A 25,283-nucleotide genomic window follows, 5' to 3' on the forward strand; every position below is an offset into this window, starting at 1 on the left:
CCTGCGAACAAGAGTTGATGTAGGCACAACCGGCTCTGCCTAGACTTTGTCGACGAACCGTGTCGACGGCCTGGGGGATGACCGTGGCGACAGTGCCGAGACCGTGGGAAAAGATGCCGACCGGGCAACCGGCCGTCACGAGCGGGAATTCGATGAGGTTCAGCCTGCTCGGACCGCTGCGCGTGCACGACGACGGGGAACCGGTCCCGCTCGGCGGCACCAACCAGCGCGCGGCACTGGCGTACCTGCTCCTCTACCCCAACAGAGTCGTGGCGACGAGCCAGCTCATCGAGGCGCTGTGGGGCGGTGACGCGCCGCCCTCGGCGCGGAAGATCCTCCAGAACGCGATCTCCAATCTCCGCCGCATACTTGGACAGGACCAGCCGGACGACAGCTCGGTCCTGTTGCTCACCCGTGCGCCGGGCTACGCGCTGCTGGTCGACCCGGAGTCGGTGGACGTGTGCCGGTTCATGGACTTGGCGAAGAAGGGCCGGGCCGCGCTCGGTGAGAGCCGGTTCGACGACGCCGACCGTGAGCTGCGGGCCGCGCTCGCGCTCTGGAACGGACCCGCGCTGGCCGATCTCGCCGAGCACGGCTACAACTGGCCGGAGCTGACCGCGCTGCAGAACGCGAAGTTCGTCGCGCTCGAGGATCTGATGGAGACGGCGCTTGCGACCGGCCAGTACCTCGAGGTCATCACCGAGCTCGAACCGCTGGTCGGCCGCACGCCACTGCGTGACCGGCTGTGCCGCCAGCTGATGCTGGCGCTGTACCACTCCGGGCGCCAGGCCGATGCGCTCACGGTCTACCGGCGCACGCGGTCGGTGCTGGTCGGCAGGCTGGGGCTCGACCCGAGCCCGGAGCTGCGTGAGCTGGAGCGCGCGATCCTCGACCACGACCCCGGTCTGACCCGCGCCGGTGCGGCGCCCGTGCGGCCGATCGCCCCCGTGCGGCTGCGCGCGGACGCCGAGTGGCGCGACGACGGCTTCCAGGACATTGTCCCGGTCAAGGCCCGCGCCGAGGAGGGCGGCCCGCCCGCGCCCGAGCCCGCCTTCACGGTCGCCGGTGGCGAACGGCGCAGGGTCACCGCCCTCCTGGTGCGGGCCGACGTCGACGAGGCGGTCGCGCCCGAGACGCTCGAGTACGTGCTGGCCGGGGTCGGCGCGGCCGTGTCGGCACGGGTGGGCAGGCGCGGCGGCAGCGGCCACCAGACCATGGGCCCGGTGCTGCTCGTGCTGTTCGGCACGGACCGGACCCGTGAGGACGACGCGCGCCGCGCCGTCGAGGCGGCGATGGACGTCGCACGCCTGTCACCGGGCGGTTTGCGGTTGCGGGTGGCGGTCGCGGCCGGTGATGCCCTCGTGGTGCACGACCAGCACAGACCCGGCGGGCGACACGTCACCGGGCACCTGGTCGGTACCGGGCTCGACCTGCTCGCCGCGGCCCGGCCCGGTGTTGTTCGGGCCTGCGAGCAGACGAGGGAACTGTGCCGGGACCGCTTCGAGTTCACCTCGGTCGCGGGGGAGTACGGGTTCGACCTCGCCGAACGGGCGCAGCCCGAACTGAGCTGCCCCACCGACCTGCCGTTCGTGGACCGCGCGCGGGAGATGCAGCAGCTCTTGTGGTGGCTCGACGACGTGCGCCACAACCGGCGCCCGCACCGGGTGACCATCCTCGGCCCCGCCGGGATCGGCAAGAGCAGGTTGATGCACGAGTTCCAGCGGCGCGTCGCCGACGGCGCGGGCGTGCGCTGCCTGGTCGGCTGCGACCACAGCTTCGGGCCGGACACGCCGTACGCGGCGCTCGCCCGCGTGGTCCGCTCCTATGCGGGCATCGCGGCGGAGGACTCCCCGGCGGAGCGCGACCGCAAGCTCGCCGACGCGATGACCGGCCTCGTCGGCGCCGGTGAGGCCGCGGCCCGGCTCACCGACAACCTGCGCGACCTCGTCGCGCGGCCGTCCGACCGGCCGGTCGACGCGGCACCCGTCGACCACCGCGCCGCGTTGCTCGCGTGGCGGTGGTTCGTCGAGGAGCTGGCGGCCCTGGCACCCGTGGTCATCATCCTGGAGAACCTGCATGTCGTGGATGACGTGCTGCTGCGGTTCGTCGGCGACCTCGTCGAGGGCGTGGTCGACCTGCCGCTGCTGCTCGTGGTGACCGCGCGCACCGAGCTGTTCGACCGGCAGGAGTACTGGGCGGGCGGCAACCGCAGCGCCACCACCATGAGCCTCGACCCGCTGCCGAGGGCGGCCGTCGAGCGCCTGCTCGATGGCCTGCTGCCAAGGGGCACCTGCACGACCGACCTGGTGGCGGGCGTGCTCGACCAGGCGGGCGGAAACCCGCTGTACGCCGTCGAGTACGCGCGGATGCTCGCCGCGGACACGAGCCTCGTCGCCGAGCGCGACGCGCGGCGGCTGCCGGTGCCGCCGGTGGTGCACACCATCATCTCCGCGCGCCTGGACACGCTGGCGGCCGGTGAGCGCGTTGCGCTGTACGACGCGGCGCTGCTCGGCACGCAGTTCGGCCGGGGCATGCTCGCCGCGCTCGACGACCGCACGGAGCACGAGCTCGACCTGTCACTGGAGTCGTTGGTGCGCCACGAGCTGTTGCGGCGCAGCAAGTTCGGGCCGGAGCAGGCTGACGTCGAGTACGCGTTCACCCACCGGCTCGTCGGTGAGGTCGCCGTGTCCCGGCTGCCGCACCACGTGCGTGCGGAGAAGCACCTGCGGACGGCCCGCTGGCTGAGTGCGCGCGGCGCCGACTCGCCAGCCCTGCTCGTCCACCACTGCCGGCAGGCCGTCGTGCACACCGCGCGGGCGGGGCGCCCGCAGGCGGAGGTAGCGGGGGAGATCAGTGACATCCTCTTCGAGGCCGGGCAGCGCGCCCTGTCCAGCGGCGCCATCCCGGTCGCACAGGCGTGCTACCGCGCGGCGGTGGACTTCTGCCCGGACGGCCACCCCCGTCGCGCCGAGCTCTTCCGCTGGCGCGAACTCAAGGCCGCGTCAGGGTCGTGAACCGATCCGGTCACACTGCGTCAAGGATCGGTAACCGGATGATGGGTGGTCCACTCTCCGGTAACTGATCGCCAACCACGGGGTCATGGTCATTGAGGGTGGCCGGCCGCCGTCCCAGACTTGGCGTTGTCACTGTCGGAAAACGCGGGCAGTGCCGTGCCGGAATCTGCACAGACGCCACGTCCTCGCGACAGGGGAAAAACGCAGCGCCGCGCGCCCTGACCAGGGCCTGTTCCCCGCTGGGTGAGGCAGACCACGCGTTTTCCCGGCGATCCCGGAAGAACGCAGGACAGGGGAATCATGCGGTTGGTGGAACGCGACAGGCACGAGATCATCCTCAATGAGCTCATCGGGGCGACGGTGTCGGACGGCGGCCGGGTCCTGCTGGTCGACGGCCTTCCCGGCACCGGGCGGAGCGCACTGCTCGACCGGGCGGTGACGTTGGCGGAGCGCGCGGGCCTGCTCGTGATGCGGGCGTCGTGCTCGCCCATGGAGCGGGAGCTGGCCGGCAGCGTGCTGACCCAGCTGCTGCACAACGTGCCGGTGCCCGACGACCTGACCGGGCCCGAGGTACCCGGGCACCGCGAGTTCTGCCGCACGGTGCACCACCTGGCCGCCGACCGGCCGCTGCTGGTGGCGGTCGACGACCTGCACGACGCCGATGAGCGGTCCGTGCACAGCCTGCTGTACCTGGCGCGCCGCGTCGACACCGCCCGCGTGCTGCTGGTCATGACCTGTGAACGCGAGGGCCTGCGCCCGGCCCCCGGGTTCATCGCCGCGCTGCGTGACGAGCCCAGGGTGCACCGGCTCGGTGTCGAGCCGCTGAGTCCCGCGGGCACCGCCCGGCTGGTGGCCGCGCACGGGCATGCCGCGTCGGCCGCCGAGTTCCACCACAGGAGCGGCGGCAACCCCGGCCTGCTCGCCGCCCTGCTCGATGACCACCGCAGCGTGGATGACCGCTACCCCGACACCGTTGTCCGGCTGCTGCGCAGGACCGACACCACCACCCTGCGCGTGGCCAACGCGATCGCCGTGCTGGGCCGCATGGGCACCCCGGAGCGGGTCGCGCGGCTCGCCGGCCTCGACCGGGGCACCGGCGCGGCGACCGCCGAACGCGCGGTTCGCGCCCTGACCGCGACCGGCTTGCTGCGCTCCGACACCTTCCCGCACCCGGCCGGGCGCGGTGCCGTGCTCGCCGCGCTGCCCACCGAGGAGCGCGCGGCGCTCCACCAGCGCGTCGCCGAACTGCTGCACACCGCGGGCGAGCCCACCACCGCCGTCGCGACCCACCTCCTCGATTCCGGTCGTCCCGCCGACCCGTGGGCCGTGCCGGTGCTGACCGAGGCCGCCGAACACCTGCTGCTCGCCGGCGAGGACGAGCGCGCCGCCCGGTTCCTGGAGCTGGCCGCCGAGTCCTGCCACCGGCCCGCCGACCGCGCGCCGGTCCTCGCCAGGTACGCCGACGCGCTGTGGCGGCGCAACCCGTTGCTGGCCGCTCAGCACCTGCCCCAGCTGGTCGCGGCGGCGCGCGCCGGGCACCTCGACCGCCACACGTCGGCCGAACTCGTGCGCAAGCTGCTCTGGCACGGCCGTATCGACGACGCGGCGGCGGTCGTCGGCCGGCTGTGGGAGACCGCGGGACCCGAGTCGGGCGAGGGCGGCGTGCGCGCGCTCGAGGCGTGGGCGGCGTGCACCCACGCACCGCTGGCCGTGCGCAGACCGGCCCGCTCGGCCGCGCCGGACCCGACCGCGGGCGGTGACCCCGGCCTCGCGTCGGCCGCAGCCATGGCCTCGGCCCTGCGCTCGGGACACCTCGCCCGCGACCTGGAGCAGGTCGCGCGGGTCCTCGGCAGGCCACGACCCGCGACCGCCGACGGGTGGACACGCGAGGCCGCCGTGCTGGCGCTGACCGGGCTGCTGGACGTCGCGCGGCCGCGGGCGGTCGTCGAGCGCTGCGCGGAGCTGACCAGTCCGGACGACGCGACAGGGGCGCCGGCCTGGCACGCGGAGGTCACCGCCATCCGCGCCGAGGCTCTGCTGCGGGCCGGGGACCTGACCGGCGCGCACGCGGCGGCGACCACCGCATTGTCGGTGCTTCCGGCGCGGGCGTGGGGCGTCGCGGTCGGCCTCCCGCTCGCCACGCTCATCACCGCGGCGGTGCGGTCCGGACGCCTCGACGAGGCGGCAAGCCACCTCGCGACGGTCCCGCCCGAGGCCATGTTCCGCACCCGATACGGGCTCTACTACCGCTACGCGCGCGGCGAGCACCACCTCGCCGCCGGCAACGCCTACGGCGCGGTCACCGACTTCACCGCGTGCGGCGACCTGGTGCGGTTGCTGGGCCTCGAGGCCGCGCCGACCGTGCCGTGGCGGGTGGGCGCCGCGCTCGCCTGGCGTCAGCTGGGCCACGAGGACCGGGCACGCAGGCTCGTGCGCGACGCCCTGTCGGGGCTCCCGCGCGCCGCGGGTGGCCGGGCCCGTGGGGCGGCGCTGCGCGTGCTCGCCGCGGTCAGCCGCCCGGACCGGCGGCCCGCCCTGCTGCAGGAGGCGGTGGAGCTGTTCGAGGAGTGCGGGGACCAGTACGGCCAGGCGCAGGCGCTGACCGACCTCGGTTTGGCGTTCGCCGCACTCGAGGACGGCAGGCGTACCAGGACGACGCTGCGCCGCGCCCGCCACCTGGCGTCGTCGTGCGAGGCACGCCCGCTGTGCGACGAGCTGCTCGCCATGCTGGAGCCGACCGAGCAGGAGGCGGGCCGCGGCGGTGGCGGGCGCGGGCTCACCGACTCGGAACGACGTGTGGCACACCTCGCGGTGCTCGGCTACACGAACCGGGAGATCGCGGCGAAGCTGTACGTCACGGCCAGCACGGTCGAGCAGCACCTGACGCGCGTGTTCCGGAAGCTGGACGTCAAACGCCGCAAGGACCTGCCGGCCGACCTCGGTGCGGGCGCGTTCCCCGGTGAACCGGAATGGCTCCCTCAGCCGGCCTCGCGATGAGTGGCGTCGTAGGCGTGCCGTGCGGCCGAGATCGTCTTGCGGTGCCGCTCTGCCCAGTTGGTGAGCGACAGCAGCTCGACGTGCAGCTCCTGGGCGATCTCGGTCAGCCGGTACTCGACCTTGGGCGGAACGGTGGCGTACACGGTGCGGGTCAGCAGCCCGTCGCGCTCGAGGTTGCGCAGCGTGAGGGTCAGCATGCGCCTGCTGATGCCGTCGATCTGGCGCTCCAGCTCGGCGAAGCGGATCGGCCCGCGGGCGACGGCGACGATGACGAGGATGCTCCATTTGCCGGCCACGCGGTCGAGCACCTCACGGACCGGACACGCCTCGGTGGCCACGGCGTCGGCCGCGGCGTCGCCGGACAGGTCGCGGATCGGGGACCGGGGCATCGCGCACGTCCTTTCCTCTCCCATAATAATGCCACGTTCGGTGACCGGACCCGACCGTGACCACTCTTTCGGGGCGCACCCGCCTCTACCCCGTGCTCGGTTACCCCGTAAGCCAGGTGAAGGCGCCCGGCCTGCTCAACCCGCTGCTCGCGGAATGGGGCCTGTCGGCGGTCGTCGTGCCGGTCGAGGTCGCGCCCGCACGGCTCGCCGACGTGCTGCGCGGTCTCGCCGCCACCGACAACGTCGACGGGGTGCTGGTCACCGTGCCGCACAAGGCGGACGTGTGCGCACTGGCCGCCACGGTCGGTCCGGCCGCCGAGGTCACCGGGACCGCGAACGCGCTGCGGCGCGGCCCGCGCGGATGGCACGCGGACAACTTCGACGGAGTCGGGTTCGTCCGGGGGCTGGCGGCCGCCGGTCATCCCGTGGTGGCCCGGCGTGCGGCGGTGGTCGGCGCGGGCGGGGCCGGCAGCGCGGTCGCGGCATCGCTGCTCACGGCGGGTGCGGCCCGGGTGTCGGTGCACGACGTCGACCCGGTGCGCCGCGCGGCTTTGGCCGCCAGGCTCGCCGTGCGCTGGCCCGACCGCGTCGCCGAGGGCCGAGCCGCCGACCTGGCGGCCGCTGACCTTGCCGTGAACGCCACGCCGCTCGGCATGCGGCCCGCCGATCCCCTGCCGTTCGACCCGGCCGCGCTGCGTGCCGGGGCGCTCATCGCCGACATCGTGATGGAACCGGCGCACACCCCGCTGCTGGTGGCCGGTCGGGCACTGGGGATGGACACGCACGCCGGCGCCCACATGCTGCGCGAACAAATCCCCTGCTATCGCGACTTCTTCGGCTGGCCCTGATTTCTGGGATGGCATAGGGGGATTGCCAGGGGGTTTTCCGCCCGATCCCGCCCGCACACTGAATTCGGATGTGCCAATACCGCCGCCGCGTTTTCTTCGCCGGCCGACACAGGAGTAATCCGGGATGCTGCGCACTTCTCTGATCCGGCCCGTTCCCGAGCTGCTCGCCGAGCACGCCGAACACCGGGGCACCCGCCTCGCGTTCGCCGACGCGCACCGCCGTGTGACCTACGCCGAGCTGGCGGACCGGACCCGGCGCATCGCGGGGCACCTCGCCGGGTTGCGCGTGCAGCCGGGCGACCGCGTCGCGATCTACCTCGGGAACCGGGTGGAGACCGTCGAGAGCTACCTCGCGGTGACGCGGGCCGCCGCGATCGGCGTCCCGCTCAACCCGCACTCCACGGACGCCGAGCTCGGCTACTTCCTCGACGACAGCGGCGCGCGAGTCGTGATCACCGATCCGGCGCACGTCGAGCAGCTGGTCGGCCTGTGTGCCGGGCAGGAGCGCCCACCCGTCCTCGTCGTCACCGGGGACGCCCGCCCGCCCGTGGGCGCCTCGTCGTTCGAGGCGATGGCGACCACCGAGCCCGAGCAGCCCGCCCGCGACGACCTCGACCTCGACGACGTGGCGTGGATGCTCTACACGTCCGGCACGACGGGGCAGCCGAAGGGCGTGCTGTCGACGCAGCGGAACTGCCTGTGGTCCGTGGCGGCCTGCTACGTCCCGGTGCCGGACCTGACCGAGTACGACCGCGTGCTGTGGCCGCTGCCGCTGTTCCACAGCCTGTCCCACATCGCCTGCGTCCTCGGCGTGACCGCCGTCGGCGCGTTCGCCAGGATCACCGACGGCTACTCGGCCGAGGAGGTGCTCGCCGCCATGCGCGCCGAGTCGCCGACCCTCATCGCCGGTGTGCCCACGATGTACCACTTCCTGGTGCGGGCCGCCCACCAGCAGGGGTTCGCCGCGCCGGACCTGCGCGTCGGCCTCGTCGGCGGCGCCGTCACCACCGCGGACCTGCGCCGGTCGGTCGAGGAGACCTTCGGCGTCCCGCTGCTCGACGCCTACGGCAGCACCGAGACCTGCGGCTCCATCGCGATCAACTGGCCGTCCGGCGCACGGGTCGAGGGCTCCTGCGGGCTGCCCGTGCCGGGGCTCAACGTGCGGCTCGTCGACCCGGAGTCCGGGCGGGACGTGCCGGCGGCGGCCGAGGGCGAGGTGTGGGTGCGTGGCCCGAACGTGATGGTCGGGTACCACAACCGGCCCGAGGAGACGGCCGCCGCGTTGCGCGACGGCTGGTACCGCACCGGCGACCTGGCCCGCCGCGACGACGCCGGCTACCTCACCGTGTCCGGTCGCATCAGGGATGTCGTCATCCGCGGCGGCGAGAACATCCACCCCGCCGAGGTCGAGGACGCCATCCGCGCCGTGCGCGGGGTCGCCGACGTCGCCGTGGCCGGCAAGCCGCACCCCGTGTTCGGCGAGGTGGTGGTCGCGTTCGTCGTGCCGGGGCCGGGTGGGGTCGACAGCGACGCCGTGTTCGCCGCGTGCCGGGAACGGCTGGCGATGTTCAAGGTCCCCGAGGAGCTGTACGAGGTGGCCGCCGTGCCGAGGACCCGCTCCGGCAAGGTGACCCGGCACGTGCTGCTCGACGCGCCCGCCCGGCTGGTCGCCACCGGCACCGGCCAGCACGAGCAGTTGCTACGGGTCGGCTGGGCACCGGTCTCGGCCGGACCGGCGATGCCGCTGAGCGCCGCGACGGTGCTGCGCGTGCCCACCGGCGAGCTTATGTCCACGGTGGACATCGTGGCGCGGGACGTCCGCGCCTGGCTGGACTCCGGCGCGACAGGGCGGCTCGTCGTCGTGACGGGGGGCGGTGTCCGCGCGCTGCCCGACGAGCTACCGGACCCGGTGGCCGCCGCGGTGGCCGGGCTCGTCAGCGGTTACCAGGCCGAGCACGGCGACCGGGTCGTGTCGCTCGACCTGCCCGCGGGGTCCGAGGTGGACGCCACCGAGGTCCTCCTCCCCGAGGCGGGCGCCCGGTTCGCGGTGCGGGAGGGTGTCGTGCTGGCGCCTGCCGCGGAGCGGGTGCCGCTGACCGCCACCGCGCACGTCGGGCACGGCCGCGCGGTCGTCGTCGGCGCCGACACGGCGGAAGGGGCCGCCGTCGCCCGCCACCTCGTCGGCGCGCACGGGGTCCGCGAGCTGACCCTCGTGGCCGCGTCCGGTCAGGACGACCCGGTGGTCGCGGCACTGGCCGAGGAGCTGCCCGCACTGGCGCGGGCGGGCCGGGTGTCGGTCGCCGTGGCCGCGTGCGCCGGCACCGACCACGCCGAGGTGGCACGCGTGGTGCGCGGCGCGGGCACCCCGTCGACCGTCGTGCACGTGGCGAGCGGCGACCTCGCCGCGGTCGCGCACGGGGTGGCCGCCGTCGACGTGGCCGGTGCCCACCTCGTGCTGCTCTCCCCGGCGACCGCGGTCGGCGTGCCGGGTGACCCCGCGGTCGGCGCGTTGCTCGACGCGTTCGCCGTGCGCCGCCGGGCAGGCGGCCGACCCGCGCTGTCCCTGTCGGTAGGCCCGTGGGAGGACGACACCGCCGATCTCCCCGGGACCACCGGGACCGGCGTCGGCACGCTCACCCGCCGCGACCTGCTCACGGCCCTCGACGCCGCGCTCATGTCCGGCGAGCCCGCCGTGTTGGCGGTCGCGCTGGACACCACCGGCACGGCCGACGCGCCCGCGCTGCTGCGCGGTCGCCTCGACGCCGCGCCTGCCGGGAGCGCCGAGGCGTCGGCGGACACGGCCGCCCGCCTGCGTGCCGGCCTGGCGGACCTGACGCCGGCCGACCGGCTCGCCGCGCTCGTGGACCTCGTCCGTGCCGCGGTCACCGACGTCCGCGGTGACACCGGTGTCGAAGCGGACCGCGCGTTCCGCGAGATCGGCTTCACCTCCCTGCAGTCGGTGTCCCTGCGGGACCGGGTGGTCGCGCGGACCGGCCTCGCCCTGCCGGTGACGCTCGCCTTCGACCACCCGACCCCGCTGGCGGTGGCCGCGTGCGTGCTCGACGCGTTGTTCGGCGAGGCGGCGGCCGAGGACCACCCCGTAGTCACCACGCACCACGACGACGAGCCGGTCGCCATCGTGGGCATGGCGTGCCGGCTGCCCGGCGGCATCGGCTCTCCCGAGGAGCTGTGGGAGTTCCTGCTCGCCGGTGGTGACGGGATCACACCGTTCCCCACCGACCGCGGCTGGGACGTCGACGGTGGCTACGACCCGGACCCCGAGCACCCCGGCACGTCCTACGTGCGCGACGGCGGATTCCTCACCGACGCCGCCGGGTTCGACGCGGAGTTCTTCGGCATCTCGCCGCGCGAGGCGCTCGCCATGGACCCGCAGCAGCGCCAGTTCCTCGAGGTGGCGTGGGAGGCGTTCGAACGCGCCGGGATCGACATGTCTTCCTTGCGCGGCAGCAGGACCGGCGTGTTCGCGGGCGCCATGAACCAGGACTACGGCGCGGTCCTCGCCGGCGCGTCCGACGACACCGAGGGCTACCGCAGCACCGGCGCCAACGGCGCGGTGGTGTCCGGGCGGGTCGCGTACACGTTCGGGTTCGAGGGCCCGGCGGTCACCGTGGACACGGCGTGCTCGTCGTCGCTCGTCGCGCTGCACCTCGCGGGCCAGTCGCTGCGATCGGGCGAGTCCGACCTCGCCGTGGCCGGTGGCGTCGCGGTGATGGCGCTGCCGTCGTCCTACGTCGAGTTCTCCCGCCAACGTGGCCTCGCGGCCGACGGCCGCTGCAAGCCGTTCGCCGCGGCCGCCGACGGCACCGGGTGGGCGGAGGGTGTCGCCGTCCTGGTGCTGGAGCGGCTGTCCGACGCGCGCCGCAACGGGCACGGCGTGCTGGCGGTCGTCGCGGGCACGGCGGTCAACTCCGACGGCGCGTCCAATGGCCTGACCGCCCCGAACGGTGTGGCGCAGCAGCGGGTCGTGCGCCAGGCGCTCGCCGCCGCCGGCCTGCGACCGTCCGATGTGGACGTGGTGGAGGCGCACGGCACGGGCACCAGGCTCGGCGACCCGATCGAGGCCCTGGCGCTCATCGCGACCTACGGCCAGGACCGGCAAACCCCGCTGTGGCTGGGTTCGCTCAAGTCGAACATCGGGCACACGCAGGCAGCGGCCGGGGTGGCCGGGGTGATCAAGTCGGTGCTGGCGATGCGCCACGGTGTGTTGCCGAGGACGTTGCACGTGGACGCGCCGACCCCGCACGTTGACTGGTCGGCCGGCGCCGTCGAACTGCTCACCGAGAACCGGCCGTGGCCGGAGGTGGACCGCCCGCGCCGCGCGGGGGTGTCGGCGTTCGGGGTGAGCGGCACCAACGCTCACGTCATCCTCGAGCAGGCCCCCGACGACCGGGACCCCGATGTGTCCGATGTGGACGGTGTGACCGCGTGGACCCTCTCGGCCGCCACTCCCGCCGCGCTGTCGGCCGCCGCGGCCCGGCTGGCCACGCACGTCGAGGACCGGCCCGACCTGACCGCCGCCGAGGTCGCCCGCACCCTGGCCGAGCGGAGCAGGCTCACCCACCGGGCGGTCGTCCTCGGCGCCGACCGGGAAGCGCTGGTGCGCGGCACGCGGGCCCTCGCCGACGGCGCACCGGACCCGTCAGTGGTCGCCGGCGAGGGTGGGGCCGACGGCAAGACCGTGTTCGTGTTTCCCGGTCAGGGCACGCAGTGGGTCGGGATGGGTGCCGGTCTGCTCGAGTCCTCGCCGGTGTTCGCCGAGGCGGTGGCCGAGTGCGAGACGGCGTTGTCCGCCTTCGTGGACTGGTCGGTCACCGATGTCATCCGGCAGGCACCCGGCGCGCCGGGCCTGGACCGGGTCGACGTGGTGCAGCCGATGTCGTTCGTGATGATGGTGTCGCTGGCCCGGTTGTGGCGCCACCACGGTGTGCGGCCGGACGCGGTCATGGGCCACTCGCAGGGTGAGATCGCCGCCGCGCACGTCGCGGGCGCACTGTCGCTGGCGGACGCCGCGCGGATCGTGGCCCTGCGCAGCCAGGCCATCGCCCACCGCCTCGCGGGCAAGGGCGGCATGATGTCCGTCGCCCTCCCGGTCACCGAGATCGGGCCCTACCTCGACGGTCGTCCCGGCCTGTCACTCGCCACGGTCAACGGCCCCTCGTCGGTCGTGGTGGCCGGCGACCCTGCCGCGGTCGAGGAGCTGCGGGCCCGGCTGTCCGACGATGGCGTCCGCTGCCGCGTGATCGCGGTGGACTACGCGTCGCACACGAGCCATGTCGAGCGCATCGAGGACGAGCTGCGCGACCTGCTCGCGCCGGTGACACCAGCGGCCCCGGTCGTCCCCATGTGGTCCACCACCGACGGTGCGTGGGTCGAGGGCCCGGCGCTCGACGGCCGCTACTGGTACCGCAACCTGCGCCAGACCGTGCACTTCGCGGACGGGACCGCCGCGCTGGCCGGCGCCCGGCATGCGCTGTTCGTCGAGGTCAGCACCCACCCTGTGCTCACCGCCGCCATCGAGGACACCCTCGCGAGCAGGCCAGGCACGCTGGTGGTGCCGACGCTGCGCCGCGACCAGGACGAGCCGCTGACCTTCCACACCGCGCTCGCCACCGTCCACACCGGCACCGCCACCACTGTCGACTGGCGCCGCCCGGCCACCCCGCCGGCCACCGGTCTGCCCACCTACCCCTTCCAGCACAAGCGGTTCTGGCCGACGGCCGCACCCGCCGCGACGACGAGCGACCCGGCCGAGGCCCGGTTCTGGGCGGTCGTCGACGAGGAGGACGTGACCGCGCTGGCCGCCACCCTCGACGCCGACGCCGCCACCCGCGAGGCGCTGTCCTCGGTGCTGCCCGCCATCGTCGACTGGCGCCGCAGGGCCCGCCGCGGCGCGGAGACCGACGGCTGGCGCTACCGCGTCACCTGGCGCCGCATCGGCGTCGTCACCGCCGAGCGCCTGTCCGGCAGGTGGCTCGCGGTCGTGCCGGCCGGTGGCCACCCCGTCGCCGAGGCCGCCCTCGACGCGCTGCGCACCAGGGGTGCGGAGGTCGCCCGCGTCGAGGCCACCGGAGACGGGTTCGCCGACCTCGACGCCGCACTGGCGCGGGAGCCCCGGGCGGTGTTGTCGTTCCTCGCGCTCGACGAGTCGCCGCACCCCGCCTTCCCCACGGTGCCGCGCGGGCTCGCCGGGCTCACCGACCTCCTGCGGGCACTCGACGAGCGCGGTACGACCGCGCCGGTGTGGGCGTTCACCTCGGGCGCCATCGACGGGCGGCCGACCCAGGCACTCACCTGGGGCCTCGGCCTGGTCGCCGCGCTGGAGCACCCACGCCGCTGGGGCGGCGTGGTCGACCTGCCCGCGGAGCCGGACGACGCCGCGTTGCGCCACCTGCCCGCCGTCCTGCTCGGGCAGGGCGACGAGGACCAGCTCGCGTTGCGGGCCGACGGCGTGCTCGGCCGCAGGCTCGTGCGCGCCCCGCTGCACGAGGCGGGCCCACGCACCCCCTGGGTGCCCCGCGGCACCGTCGTCGTCACCGGTGGCACCGGCGGGGTCGGCGGACACGTCTGCCGCTGGCTCGCCGAACACGGCGCCGACCACGTGCTGCTGCTCAGCAGGCGCGGCGCCGACGCCGACGGCGCGGCCGCGCTGGCCGAGGAGCTCACCGCCGCGGGTGCCCGCGTCACGATCACCGCCTGCGACGTCACCTCCCGCGACGACCTGGCCGCCGCGCTGGCGGGACACGACGTCACCGCCGTTGTGCACGCCGCGGGGGTCGGCCAGCGCACGCCGCTCGCGGACACCGACCCGGCCGAGCTGTCGCGGGTGCTGTCGGCGAAGGTCGCCGGCGCGCGCAACCTCGACGAGGTGCTCGGGGACCGGCCGTTGGACGCGTTCGTGCTCATCTCCTCCAACGCCGGCGTCTGGGGCGGCGGGGGACAGGGCGCCTACGCGGCGGCCAACGCCTACCTCGACACGCTCGCCGTGCGCCGCCGCGCGCAGGGCCGCCCGGCGACCTCCATCGCGTGGGGCTCGTGGGCGGGTGCCGGCCTCGGCGCCGTCGACGGCGCCGAGGAGCGACTGCGCAGGCTCGGCCTGCCCGCCATGGACCCGGGCGCGGCGCTCGCCGCGCTGGTCGCCGCCGTCGAGCACGGCGAGACCACGGTGTCGGTGGCCGACGTGCGGTGGGACCGCTTCGCACCCGGCTTCACCGCTGCCCGTCCCAGCGCACTGCTGAGCGAGCTGCCCGAGGTGCGCGACGCCCTGCGGGAGCAGGAGGTCGAGCACACCGGCGGTTGGGCCGAGCGGCTCGCCGCGCTGCCCGAGACCGAGCGGGACCGCGCGGTGCTCGCCGCCGTCACCGCCAACGCCGCTGCCGTGCTCGGCCACACCGACGCCACCTCGGTCGCACCCGACAAGGCGTTCACCGAGCAGGGTTTCGACTCCATGACCGCCGTGCAGCTGCGCAACGCGCTCGTGCGGGAGTTCGGGCTGCGGCTGCCGACCACCCTGCTGTTCGACCGCCCGACCGCCCGCGCGCTGGCCGGGTACGTGCGCGCCGAACTGACCGGCACGACCGCCCGCGCCGACACGCCCGCGGTCACCGCCCGGCGCGACGACGAGCCGATCGCGATCGTGGGCATGGCATGCCGGCTCCCCGGCGGCATCGCCTCGCCCGCGGACCTGTGGGCGCTGCTCATGGCCGAAGGCGATGTGCAGACCGAGTTCCCCGCCGACCGTGGCTGGGACACCGACGCGATCTACGACCCGGAGCCGGGGCTGCCCGGCCGCACCTACACCCGCCAGGGCGGCTTCCTCGACACGGCGACGCAGTTCGACCCTTCGTTCTTCGGCATCTCACCGCGCGAGGCGCTGGGCATGGACCCGCAGCACCGCGTGTTCCTGGAGACGGCGTGGGAGACGTTCGAGCGGGCCGGGATCGACGTGTCCACGTTGCGTGGCAGCAAAACCGGCGTTTTCGCCGGTGCCTTCCACACCGGCTACACGATCGGCGCCGACCTCGTCGCCGCCGGCGTCGACGGGTACACCTCGCACAACAACCTGCCGAGCGTGCTGTCCGGCCGCGTGGCGTACACGTTCGGGTTCGAGGGTCCGGCGGTCACCGTGGACACGGCCTGCTCGTCGTCGCTCGTCGCCGTGCACCTGGCGGGTCAGTCACTGCGCACCGGCGAGTCCGACCTCGCGCTCGCCGGCGGCGTCGCGGTCATGGCCAGGCCCAACACGTTCATCGAGTTCTCCCGCCAGCGGGGGCTGGCCACCGACGGGCGTTGCAAGGCGTTCGCGACCGCCGCCGACGGCACCGGGTGGTCCGAGGGCGTCGCGCTGCTGGTGCTGGAGCGGCTGTCCGACGCGCGCCGCAACGGGCACAGCGTGCTGGCCGTGGTGGCCGGCAGCGCCGTCAACTCCGACGGCACGTCCAACGGCCTGACCGCCCCGAACGGTCTGGCGCAGCAGCGGGTCATCCGGGCCGCGCTGGCCTCCGCCGGCCTGCGACCGTCCGATGTGGACGTGGTGGAGGCGCACGGCACGGGCACCACGCTGGGCGACCCGATCGAGGCCCAGGCCCTGCTCGCCGCGTACGGGCAGGAACGCGAGATCCCGCTGTGGCTGGGCTCGCTCAAGTCGAACATCGGGCACACGCAGACCGCGGCCGGTGTCGCGGGCATGATCAAGACAGTGTTGGCGATGCGCCACGGTGTTCTGCCGAGGACGTTGCACGTGGACGCGCCGACGCCGCACGTGGACTGGTCGGCAGGCGCTGTCGAGTTGTTGACCGAGGCGCGGCCGTGGCCGGAGGTCGACCGCCCGCGCCGGGCGGGGGTGTCGGCGTTCGGGGTGAGCGGTACCAACGCGCATGTCATCCTCGAGCAGGCGCCGGACGAGGTCGCCGCCGACGACGTGCCGGAGACGGCTCCCGTGCCGCTCACGCTGTCGGCGCGGACTCCCGCCGCGCTCGCCGAGTCCGCCGCCCGCCTCGCCGACCACGTGTCAGGGCACGAGGAGCACACGCCGACCGCGATCGCGGCCCGGTTGACCGCCCGGGTCCGGCACGAGCATCGCGCCGTCGTGGTCGGCGCGGACCGGGAGACGTTGGTACGCGGGCTGCGTGCCCTCGCCGCCGGCACCCCCGACCCGGCCGTGGTGGCCGGGACCGGGACCGGGGTCGAGGTGGACGGTCCGACGGTGTTCGTGTTCCCGGGTCAGGGGACGCAGTGGGCGGGTATGGGGGCGGGTCTGCTCGAGTCGTCGCCGGTGTTCGCCGAGGCGGTGGCGGAGTGCGAGGTGGCGTTGTCGGCGTTCGTGGACTGGTCTGTCACCGATGTGATCCGGCAGGCTCCTGGTGCGCCGTCGATGGATCGCGTGGACGTGGTGCAGCCGGTGTCGTTCGTGATGATGGTGTCGTTGGCGCGGTTGTGGGGATATCACGGGGTGCGGCCGGATGCGGTCGTGGGGCATTCGCAGGGTGAGATCGCCGCCGCGTACGTGGCGGGGGCGTTGTCGTTGGTGGATGCGGCGCGGGTGGTGGCCCTGCGCAGTCAGGCCATCGCCCGTCACCTGGCCGGGCACGGTGCGATGATGTCGGTCGCGCTGCCGCTCGCCGACGTCGAGCCGCGTGTGGTGGACCACGACGGCCTGTCTGTCGCGACCGTCAACGGCCCGTCGTCGGTCGTGGTGGCCGGCGACCCCGACGCGGTCGAGGAGCTGCGCACCGGGCTCAGCGCCGAAGGCGTGCGCACCCGGGTCATCCGGGTGGACTACGCGTCGCACACGAGCCACGTCGAGCGCATCGAGGACGAGCTGCGTGACCTGCTCGCCCCGGTCCGTCCGCAGGCGCCCACGGTCCCGATGTGGTCCAGCACGGACAGTGCGTGGCTCGACGGTCCGGTGCTGACCGGCGAGTACTGGTACCGCAACCTGCGCGGCACGGTGCGGTTCCGCGACGCCGTCGAGGCGCTCGCCTCGGCGGGACACCGCCTGTTCGTCGAGGTGAGCACGCACCCCGTGCTCACCGCGCCGATCGAGGAGACCCTCGAGGCGCACGGCGACGTGCTGGTGGTGCCGACGCTGCGCCGCGACCAGCACGAGCCGACCACCTTCCACACCGCGCTCGCGACCGTCCACACCGCGACGGCGGTGCGCCCCGACTGGCGCCTGCCCGCCGTGCCGACCGACCCGGACACCCCGCTGCCCACCTACCCGTTCCAGCACGAGCGTTTCTGGCTGGACACCGGTGGGACCGGTGACCTCGGCGCGGTCGGCCTCGGTGACACCGGCCACCCACTGCTGGGTGCCGCCGTGCACCTGCCCGACGGCGGCGCGGTGTTCACGAACCGCGTCACCACCCGCACCCAGCCGTGGCTCACCGACCACGCCGTCGCCGGCACGGTCCTGTTCCCCGGCTCAGCGCTGCTGGAGCTGGCGGTGCGCGCCGGGGACGAGGTCGGTGTGGACACGGTCGCCGAGCTGGTGGTCGAGGCCCCGCTGGTCGTGCCGGACCGGGGCGTGCACCTGCGCGTCACGGTCGGCGCCGAGGACGACGGGAGGCGCCCCGTCGCCGTGCACACCCGCACCGACGACGACGCGACCTGGACCCGCCACGCCGTGGGTCAGCTCACGGCCGTAGCGGCACCGCGCCCCGCGCCGGCGGCGTGGCCACCCGCGGGGGCGCACCCCGTCGCGGTGGACGACTTCTACGAGGGCCAGCGCGAGGTGGGCATGGAGCTGGGCCCGCTGTTCCAGGGTTTGCGCCGGGTCTGGACCCGCGAGGACGAGGTGTTCGCCGAGGTGGAGATCCCGGCCACGACGAGCGGCGTCGACGGGTTCGTGCTGCACCCCGCGCTGCTCGACGCCGCACTGCACGCGGCCGCCTACCTGCCCGGCCGGGGCGGGGCACGTGCCGCCGCCCGGCTGCCGTTCGCGTGGACCGGGGTGACCTGCCACGCCGCGGGCGCCACCGCGCTGCGGGTGCACCTGCGTGCCGAGGGCGACGACGTGGCGGTCGAGCTGGCCGACGGCACCGGCGCACCGGTCGCCACGGTCACCGCGCTCGCCACCCGCCCCGTCGACCCGGCCACGCTGTTCGCCGGGCCCGGCCTCGCGGACATGCTCTACCGCACGCAGTGGCGGCCCCTCGCGCTGCCGGAGCGCGGCACGAACGCCTTCGCACTGCTCGACCTCACCGCCCGCGCCAGCGGGACGCCGCCGGAGCAGGCACGCGAGCTCGTCCTCACCGCGCTCAAGGCGATCCAGGCGCACCTGTCCGAAGCCGGCACCGACCCGCTCGTCGTGGTCACCCGCGACGCGCGGACCGACCCGGCCGCGGGGGCGGTCTGGGGCCTCGCCCGCACCGCCCAGTCCGAGCACCCCGGGCGGGTCGTGCTGGTGGACACCGACGCCGCCGCGACCCTCGCGGCGCTGCCCGCCGCGGTCGCGACCGGGGAACCGCAACTCGCACTGCGGGACGGCACCGCGACCGTCCCGAGGCTCGTCCGGCACACACCCGCCCAGGAGTCCACACCGCTCGTCGAGGACGGCACGGTCCTGGTCACCGGCGGCACCGGCACCCTCGGCGCGCTGGTAGCCCGCAGGCTCGTCACGCACCACGGGGTGCGGCACCTGCTGCTGACCAGCCGCCGTGGCGCCGAGGCGCCCGGCGCGGCCGACCTGCGGGCCGAGCTGACCGGCCTCGGCGCGACCGTCACGATCGCGCCCTGCGACCTCGGGGACCGGGCGCAGGTCAAGGCGCTCCTGTCGGGCGTGCCTGCCGCGCACCCGCTCACCGCGGTCCTGCACAGCGCCGCCGCGCTGGACGACGGCGTGGTGACCGCGCTGGACGCGACCAGGGTCGAGCACACCTTCGCCCCGAAGGTCGACGGCGCGTGGCACCTGCACGAGCTGACCGAGCACCTCGACCTTGCCGCGTTCGTGCTGTTCTCCTCCGCGTCCGGCACGCTCGGCAACGCGGGCCAGGGCAACTACGCGGCGGCCAACGGGTTCCTCGACGGCCTCGCCGGCTACCGGCGCGACCGGGGGCTCCCGGCCGGCTCGCTCTCGTGGGGCCTGTGGGTGCGGGCGAGCGAGCTGACCGCCGAGGTGCTCGACGGCACCCGGGGCCACCGCAAGGACGAGGTCCTCGCGCTGTCCGACGACGAGGGCCTGCGGCTGTTCGACGCGACCTTCGCGAAGGCCGGCGACCCGGCGGTGCTCGCCCCGGTCAAGCTCGGCATCGCGGCGCTGCGCATGGCCGCGAGCCCGCCCGCCGTCGTCCGCGACCTGCTGCCGCGCGCCCGCCGCGTCGCCGAGGCCGCCGCGCCGGAGGTGTCCTTCGTGGCCGAGCTGGCGGCCATCCCGCCCGCCGACCGGCACGCGCGGCTCGTCGAGTTGGTGCGCGGCCACGCCGCCGCCACACTCGGCCACGCGGATCCGGCGTCCATCGAGGACCGCCAGCCGTTCCGCGAGCTCGGGTTCGACTCGCTTGCCGCGGTCGACCTGCGCAACCGGGTCGGTGCGGCCACGTCGCTGCGGCTGCCGGCGACGCTCGTGTTCGACCACCCGAGCCCGGCCGCCCTTGCCAGCCACCTGCTCGACGAACTCGGCCTTGCCGACGGCACGCACGGCGGCACCGACGAGCGGGCGAGCGCCGGCGCCGCGCTGGCGCTCGCCGAGGTCGACCGGCTGGACGCCACGCTGTCCCGCCTGCTCGGCGACGGCACCGCGGGGCAGAGCGGGGACCACGTCGAGGTGGTGGAGCGGTTGCGTCGCCTGGCGAGCAGGTGGCGCGGCACCGGCGACGCCGTGACCGACGACATGACCGACGACATGACCGACGACGACATCCTCGCCCTCGCCGAGGCGGAGCTGTCCTGATGGGAAGCCACGACAGGGAGGCGGACCCGGTGTCCACCGACAAGATCAAGGACTACCTCAAGCGGACCCTCGTCGAACTGCGGCAGACCCGGCAGCGGCTCGACGACCTGGAAGCGGAGCGGCACGCGCCGATCGCGATCGTCGGGATGGGGTGCCGGCTGCCCGGCGGCGTCACCTCGCCGGAGGACCTGTGGCGGCTGGTGTCCGCCGGCGGCGACGGGATCGGCCCGCTGCCCACCGACCGGGGCTGGGACCTCGACGGGCTCTACCACCCCGACCCCGACCACCCCGGCACCTGCTACGTGCGGGAAGGCGGCTTTCTCGCCGACGCCGGCGGGTTCGACGCCGAGTTCTTCGGCATCTCGCCGCGCGAGGCGACCTCGCTCAACCCGCAGCAGCGGCACCTGCTCGAGGTGTCGTGGGAGGCGCTGGAGCGTGCCGGGATCGACCCGGACGCGTTACGCGGCAGCAGGACCGGTGTGTTCACCGGTGTCATGTACCACGACTACGCGCCACCGGTGGAACGCGTGCCAGCCGAGCTGGAGGGCCTGCTGAGCGTCGGCAACGCGGCCAGCGCGGCCTCCGGCCGGGTCTCCTACGCGCTGGGACTCGAGGGCCCGTCGGTGACCGTCGAGACCGCGTGCTCATCGTCGTTGGTCGCGCTGCACCTGGCGGCCCGGTCACTGCGTTGCGGCGAGTCGGACCTCGCGCTGGCCGGCGGTGCGGCGATCATGGCCACGCCGGACGCGATGGTGCAGTTCGCCCGGCAGCGGGGGCTCGCGCCCGACGGCCGGTGCAAGGCGTTCGCCGACGCGGCCGACGGCACCGGTTGGTCCGAGGGCGCCGCGGTCGTGGTGCTGGAGCGGCTCTCCGACGCCCGCCGCAACGGTCATCCGGTGCTGGCGGTCGTGCGGGGGAGTGCGGTCAACTCCGACGGTGCCTCCAACGGCTTCACCGCGCCAAACGGTCCGGCGCAGCAGCGGGTCATCCGCGCCGCACTCGCCGACGCGCGCCTCGCGGCGTCCGAGGTGGACATGGTGGAGGCGCACGGCACGGGCACGACGCTCGGTGATCCGATCGAGGCGCAGGCCGTGCTCGCCGCCTACGGCCAGGACCGCGAGACCCCGCTGTGGCTGGGGTCGCTGAAGTCGAACATCGGGCACACGCAGGCCGCCGCGGGCGCGGCCGGACTCATCAAGGCGGTCATGGCGATGCGCCACGGCACCATGCCGAGGACGTTGCACGTCGAGCGGCCGAGCCGGCACGTGGACTGGTCGGCGGGCGCGGTGGAGCTGCTGACCGAGGCGCGACCGTGGCCCGCGGTGGCCCGCCCGCGCCGCGCCGGGGTGTCCGCGTTCGGTGCGAGCGGCACCAACGCCCACGTGATCGTCGAGCAGGCACCGGAGCTGGGCGCCACGCCGGTACCCGAGGCCGGGTGGCCGGCCGTGTGGCTGCCGCTGTCGGCACGCTCGCCTGCCGCGCTCGCCGCGCTCGCGGGCCGCCTCGCGTCCACAGTGGACGGCGATGTCGCCGGTGTCGGTGTGGCGCTGCGCGGGCGCACCCGGTTCGACCACCGCGCGGTCGTCGTCGGCACCGACCCGGCCGGGGCGTTGACCGCGTTGGCCGCCGGCCGCCAGGACTCCGGTGCCGTCGCCGGCCGTGCCGCACCCGGGCGCGTCGCGTTCGTGTTCTCCGGACAGGGCAGCCAGCGCGCGGGCATGGGCGCCGAACTGCACCGGGTGGTGCCCGCGTTCGCCGCCGCGTTCGACGACGTCTGCGCCGTGCTCGACCCGCACCTTCCCGTCCCCTTGCGGTCGGTCGTGTTCGCCGTGCCAGGCACACCGGAGGCTGACCTGCTGGACCGCACCGAGTACACCCAGCCCGCGCTGTTCGCGCTCGAGGTGGCACTGGCCAGGACGCTCGCCGGCTGGGGTGTGCGGCCCGACGTCGTCGCCGGGCACTCGGTCGGGGAACTGGCCGCCGCGCACCTGGCCGGGGTGTTCACCCTGGCCGACGCGGCGACGCTCGTCGCCGCGCGGGGCCGGGTCATGCAGACCATGCCGGCGGGCGGTGCGATGGTGGCCGTCAACGCGGCCGAGGACGTCGTCCGTCCCCTGCTCGCGGGGCACGAGTCCACTGTGGACATCGCGGCGGTCAACGGGCCGGAGTCCGTGGTCCTCTCCGGCGACGCCGACACCGTGACGGCGCTCGCCGCCCGCCTCGCCGAGATGGGCGCGCGGACCAAGCGGCTCCCCGTCAGCCACGCCTTCCACTCCCCGCACACCGACGGCGTCCTCGCCGAGTTCCACCGGGTCGCGGCCGGGATCCGGTACGCGGCACCGACCATACCGGTGATCTCGGACGTCACCGGCCTCGTCGCCGACCCGGCCGAGCTGACCACGCCCGAGTACTGGGTTCACCACGTCCGCGCCGCCGTCCGCTTCCACGACACCGTGCGGACGCTCGTGGCCGACGGCGTCACGACGGCCGTCGAGATCGGCAAGGGCGGCGCTCTCGCCGCGCTCGTCGGCGAGAGCGGCGACATCGCCGCGATCCCCGCCCTGGGCACGAGGGCCGACGAGCCTGCCGCGTTCGCCGAGGCGCTCGCCCGCCTGCACACCCGGCTGCCTGCCGGTGTCACACCACCGGCAGCTCGGGCCGTGCCGAGCACCGACCTGCCCGTCTACCCCTTCCAGCACCGGCGGTTCTGGCTCACCCCGCGCGCCAGCGCGGACCTCGGCTCGGTCGGCGCCACCGCGACCGGCCACCCGCTGCTGGGCGCGGCCGTGCACCTGCCCGACGGCGGCGCCGTGTTCACCAACCTGCTCACCACCCGTACCCAGCCCTGGCTCGCCGACCACGCGATCGACGGCACCGTCGTCGTGTCCGGCACCACGCTGGTCGAACTGGCCGTGCGTGCTGGCGACGAGTTCGGTGCCGGCGTGCTGGACGAGCTGGTCGTCGAGGCGCCGCTGGCGTTGCCGGAGGCGGGAGCGGCCATCCGCGTCCAGGTCGGGCCCGACCGGGACGGCACCCGCACGGTCACCGTCCACGCAGGCGCCCACGACACGGGCTGGACCCGGCACGCGACCGGCACCCTCACCACGGTGGCCGTGCCCACCGGCGTGCCCGCGACCGGCCGGCCACCCGCCGACGCGGTTCCCGTGCCGCTGGCCGACTTCTACGACCGCCAGGCGGTCGGCGGACTCGCGCTCGGACCGGCCTTCCGCGGTCTGCGTGCCGTGTGGGCGACCGGCAAGGAGGTCCACGCCGAGGTCGAACTGCCCGGCGAGGCCGCAGGCGACGGCTTCCTCCTGCACCCCGCGCTGCTCGACGCCGCGCTGCAGACGGCGACCTTCCTCCCCGGCCAGGACGGCGCACAGGACGAGCCCGCGACCCTGCGGCTGCCCTTCGCGTGGCGGTCCGTTGTCGTGCACGCCACAGGCGCCACCGCGGTCCGGGTGCACGCCGCCCGCACCGACACCGGCGACCTGACCGTGCGGCTCACCGACCCGGCCGGCGCTCCCGTCGCGACCGTCGGCGCGCTGATCACCCGCCCGGTCGACCCGCGCCGCCACGCCCTACCGGACGCGCCGGAGAACGCGCTGTTCACCGTCGAGCCGCGACCGCTGCCGACCCCGGCAGGCCCGACCCCCACGCCGGGCGCGGTGCTCGACCTCACCGATACCGGCGTGGTCCGCGGTGACCTGCCAGCCAGGACCCGCGCGGTCACCGCGAGCGTCCTCGCCGCGCTGACCCAGCACCTGGCCGCGGGTGGCGACCCGCTCGCCGTCCTCACCCGCGGTGCCGACCGCGACCCGGCGGCGGCGGCCGCGTGGGGCCTCGTGCGCTCCGCGCAGTTGGAGCACCCTGGGGAGTTCGTCCTGGTCGACATCGACGGTGACGGTGCTCCGGGCCTCCTGGCCGCCGCGGTGGCGAGCGGCGAGCCGCAGGTGCTCGTGCGTGACGGCGAACTCCACGTGCCGCGCCTGTCCCGCGGCACGGTGGCGCGGGCGGGCCGTGCGCTCGACCCGGCCGGCACGGTGCTGGTCACCGGCGGCACCGGTGCGCTCGGCAGCCTCGTGGCCCGGCGGTTGGTCACCGAGCACGGTGTCCGCCATCTGCTGCTGACCAACCGCCGGGGCGGGGACGCGCCCGGTGCGACCGGCCTGCGCGCGGACCTCGAGGGGCTCGGCGCGACCGTCACGCTCGCCGCGTGCGACCTCGCCGACCGGAGCTCGGTCGCCGCGTTGCTCGCCGGCGTCCCGGCCGAGCACCCGCTGACCGCGGTCGTGCACACCGCCGCCGTCCTCGACGACGCGACGCTGACCGCGCTCACCCCGCAGCGGCTCGACGCGGTGCTCGCCGCGAAGGCCTACGGCGCGTGGCACCTGCACGAGCTGACCACCGCGCATGAGACGGACCTGGCCGCGTTCGTGTTGTTCTCCTCGGCCGCCGGCACGCTCGGCGGTGCCGGTCAGGGCAACTACGCCGCCGCGAACGCGTTCCTCGACGCGCTCGCCAGGCACCGACACGACCTGGGCCTGCCTGCCGTGTCGTTGGCGTGGGGCCTCTGGGACTCCGACAGCGCCCTCACCGCCTCCCTCGCCGCGGGCAAACGGGACGTGCTGCCGCTCCCGGTGGCGACCGCGCTCACCCTGTTCGACCGCACGCTCGACTCGGCGGCCCCGGTGCTCGTCCCCGCCCGGTTCGACCTGACCGCCCGCGACCAGGACACCGTGCCCGCACTGCTGCGCGGCCTGGTCCGCACGCCGCGCCGGGCCGCGGGCGCCGGGCACGCGGCGGAGGAGGCCCTGCGGGCCCGGCTGAGCCGGATGACCCCGCCCGAGCGGCTGCGGCGGCTCACCGACCTCGTCCGGACCCACGCGGCGGGCGCGCTCGGCCACACCGACCGCGACGCCGTAGGCGCCGACGCACCGTTCACCGAGCTCGGGTTCGACTCACTCGCCGCCGTCGACCTGCGCAACCGGCTCGCCGCCGCGCTGGAGCTGCGGTTGCCGGCGACGCTCGCGTTCGACCACCCGAGCCCGGCACGGCTCGCGGCGTTCCTGCGCGACGAGCTGGTCCCGGCCGAACCCGCCGAACCGACTCGGCGCGCGTCCGTCGA

Annotated in this window: 5 protein-coding genes and 1 pseudogene; 5 read left to right on the forward strand and 1 reads right to left on the reverse strand. The window is 75.1% G+C overall.

Features of this window, described 5'->3' with window-relative positions:
- Positions 1-152: 152 nt before the first annotated feature.
- Both VET29_RS32840 and VET29_RS32845 read left to right on the forward strand, forming a co-directional pair.
- The gene (locus VET29_RS32840) at positions 153-3,014 is read left to right on the forward strand and encodes a BTAD domain-containing putative transcriptional regulator (RefSeq protein ID WP_324927983.1); all 2,862 of its coding nucleotides are present in this window, start codon (positions 153-155) and stop codon (positions 3,012-3,014) included.
- A gap of 309 nt (positions 3,015-3,323) precedes the next feature.
- Positions 3,324-6,011, forward strand: a complete 2,688-nt coding sequence (locus VET29_RS32845) for a helix-turn-helix transcriptional regulator (protein WP_324927985.1) — start codon at positions 3,324-3,326, stop codon at positions 6,009-6,011.
- Here VET29_RS32845 and VET29_RS32850 read toward each other — a convergent pair.
- Positions 5,993-6,400, reverse strand: coding sequence for a helix-turn-helix domain-containing protein (locus VET29_RS32850; protein WP_324927987.1), 408 nt, complete (start codon positions 6,398-6,400; stop codon positions 5,993-5,995). The two genes, VET29_RS32845 and VET29_RS32850, sit on opposite strands and share 19 nt — an antisense overlap.
- A gap of 56 nt (positions 6,401-6,456) precedes the next feature.
- Between VET29_RS32850 and VET29_RS32855 the strand changes: the two genes are divergently transcribed.
- The 3 genes and pseudogenes from VET29_RS32855 to VET29_RS32865 all read left to right on the forward strand — a co-directional run.
- Positions 6,457-7,248, forward strand: coding sequence for a shikimate dehydrogenase (locus VET29_RS32855; RefSeq protein WP_324927989.1), 792 nt, complete (start codon positions 6,457-6,459; stop codon positions 7,246-7,248).
- Positions 7,249-7,372: 124 nt separating this feature from the next.
- Positions 7,373-20,155 carry a type I polyketide synthase gene (locus VET29_RS32860; RefSeq protein ID WP_324927992.1) on the forward strand — a complete coding sequence of 4,261 codons (12,783 nt, stop codon included), beginning with the start codon at positions 7,373-7,375 and terminating at the stop codon, positions 20,153-20,155.
- Positions 20,156-20,184: 29 nt separating this feature from the next.
- A pseudogene (locus VET29_RS32865) lies at positions 20,185-25,242 on the forward strand (type I polyketide synthase); the annotation flags it as partial.
- Positions 25,243-25,283: the final 41 nt, after the last annotated feature.

It is taken from the genome of Actinophytocola sp. (genome assembly GCF_035634895.1).
Classification (GTDB): domain Bacteria; phylum Actinomycetota; class Actinomycetes; order Mycobacteriales; family Pseudonocardiaceae; genus Actinophytocola.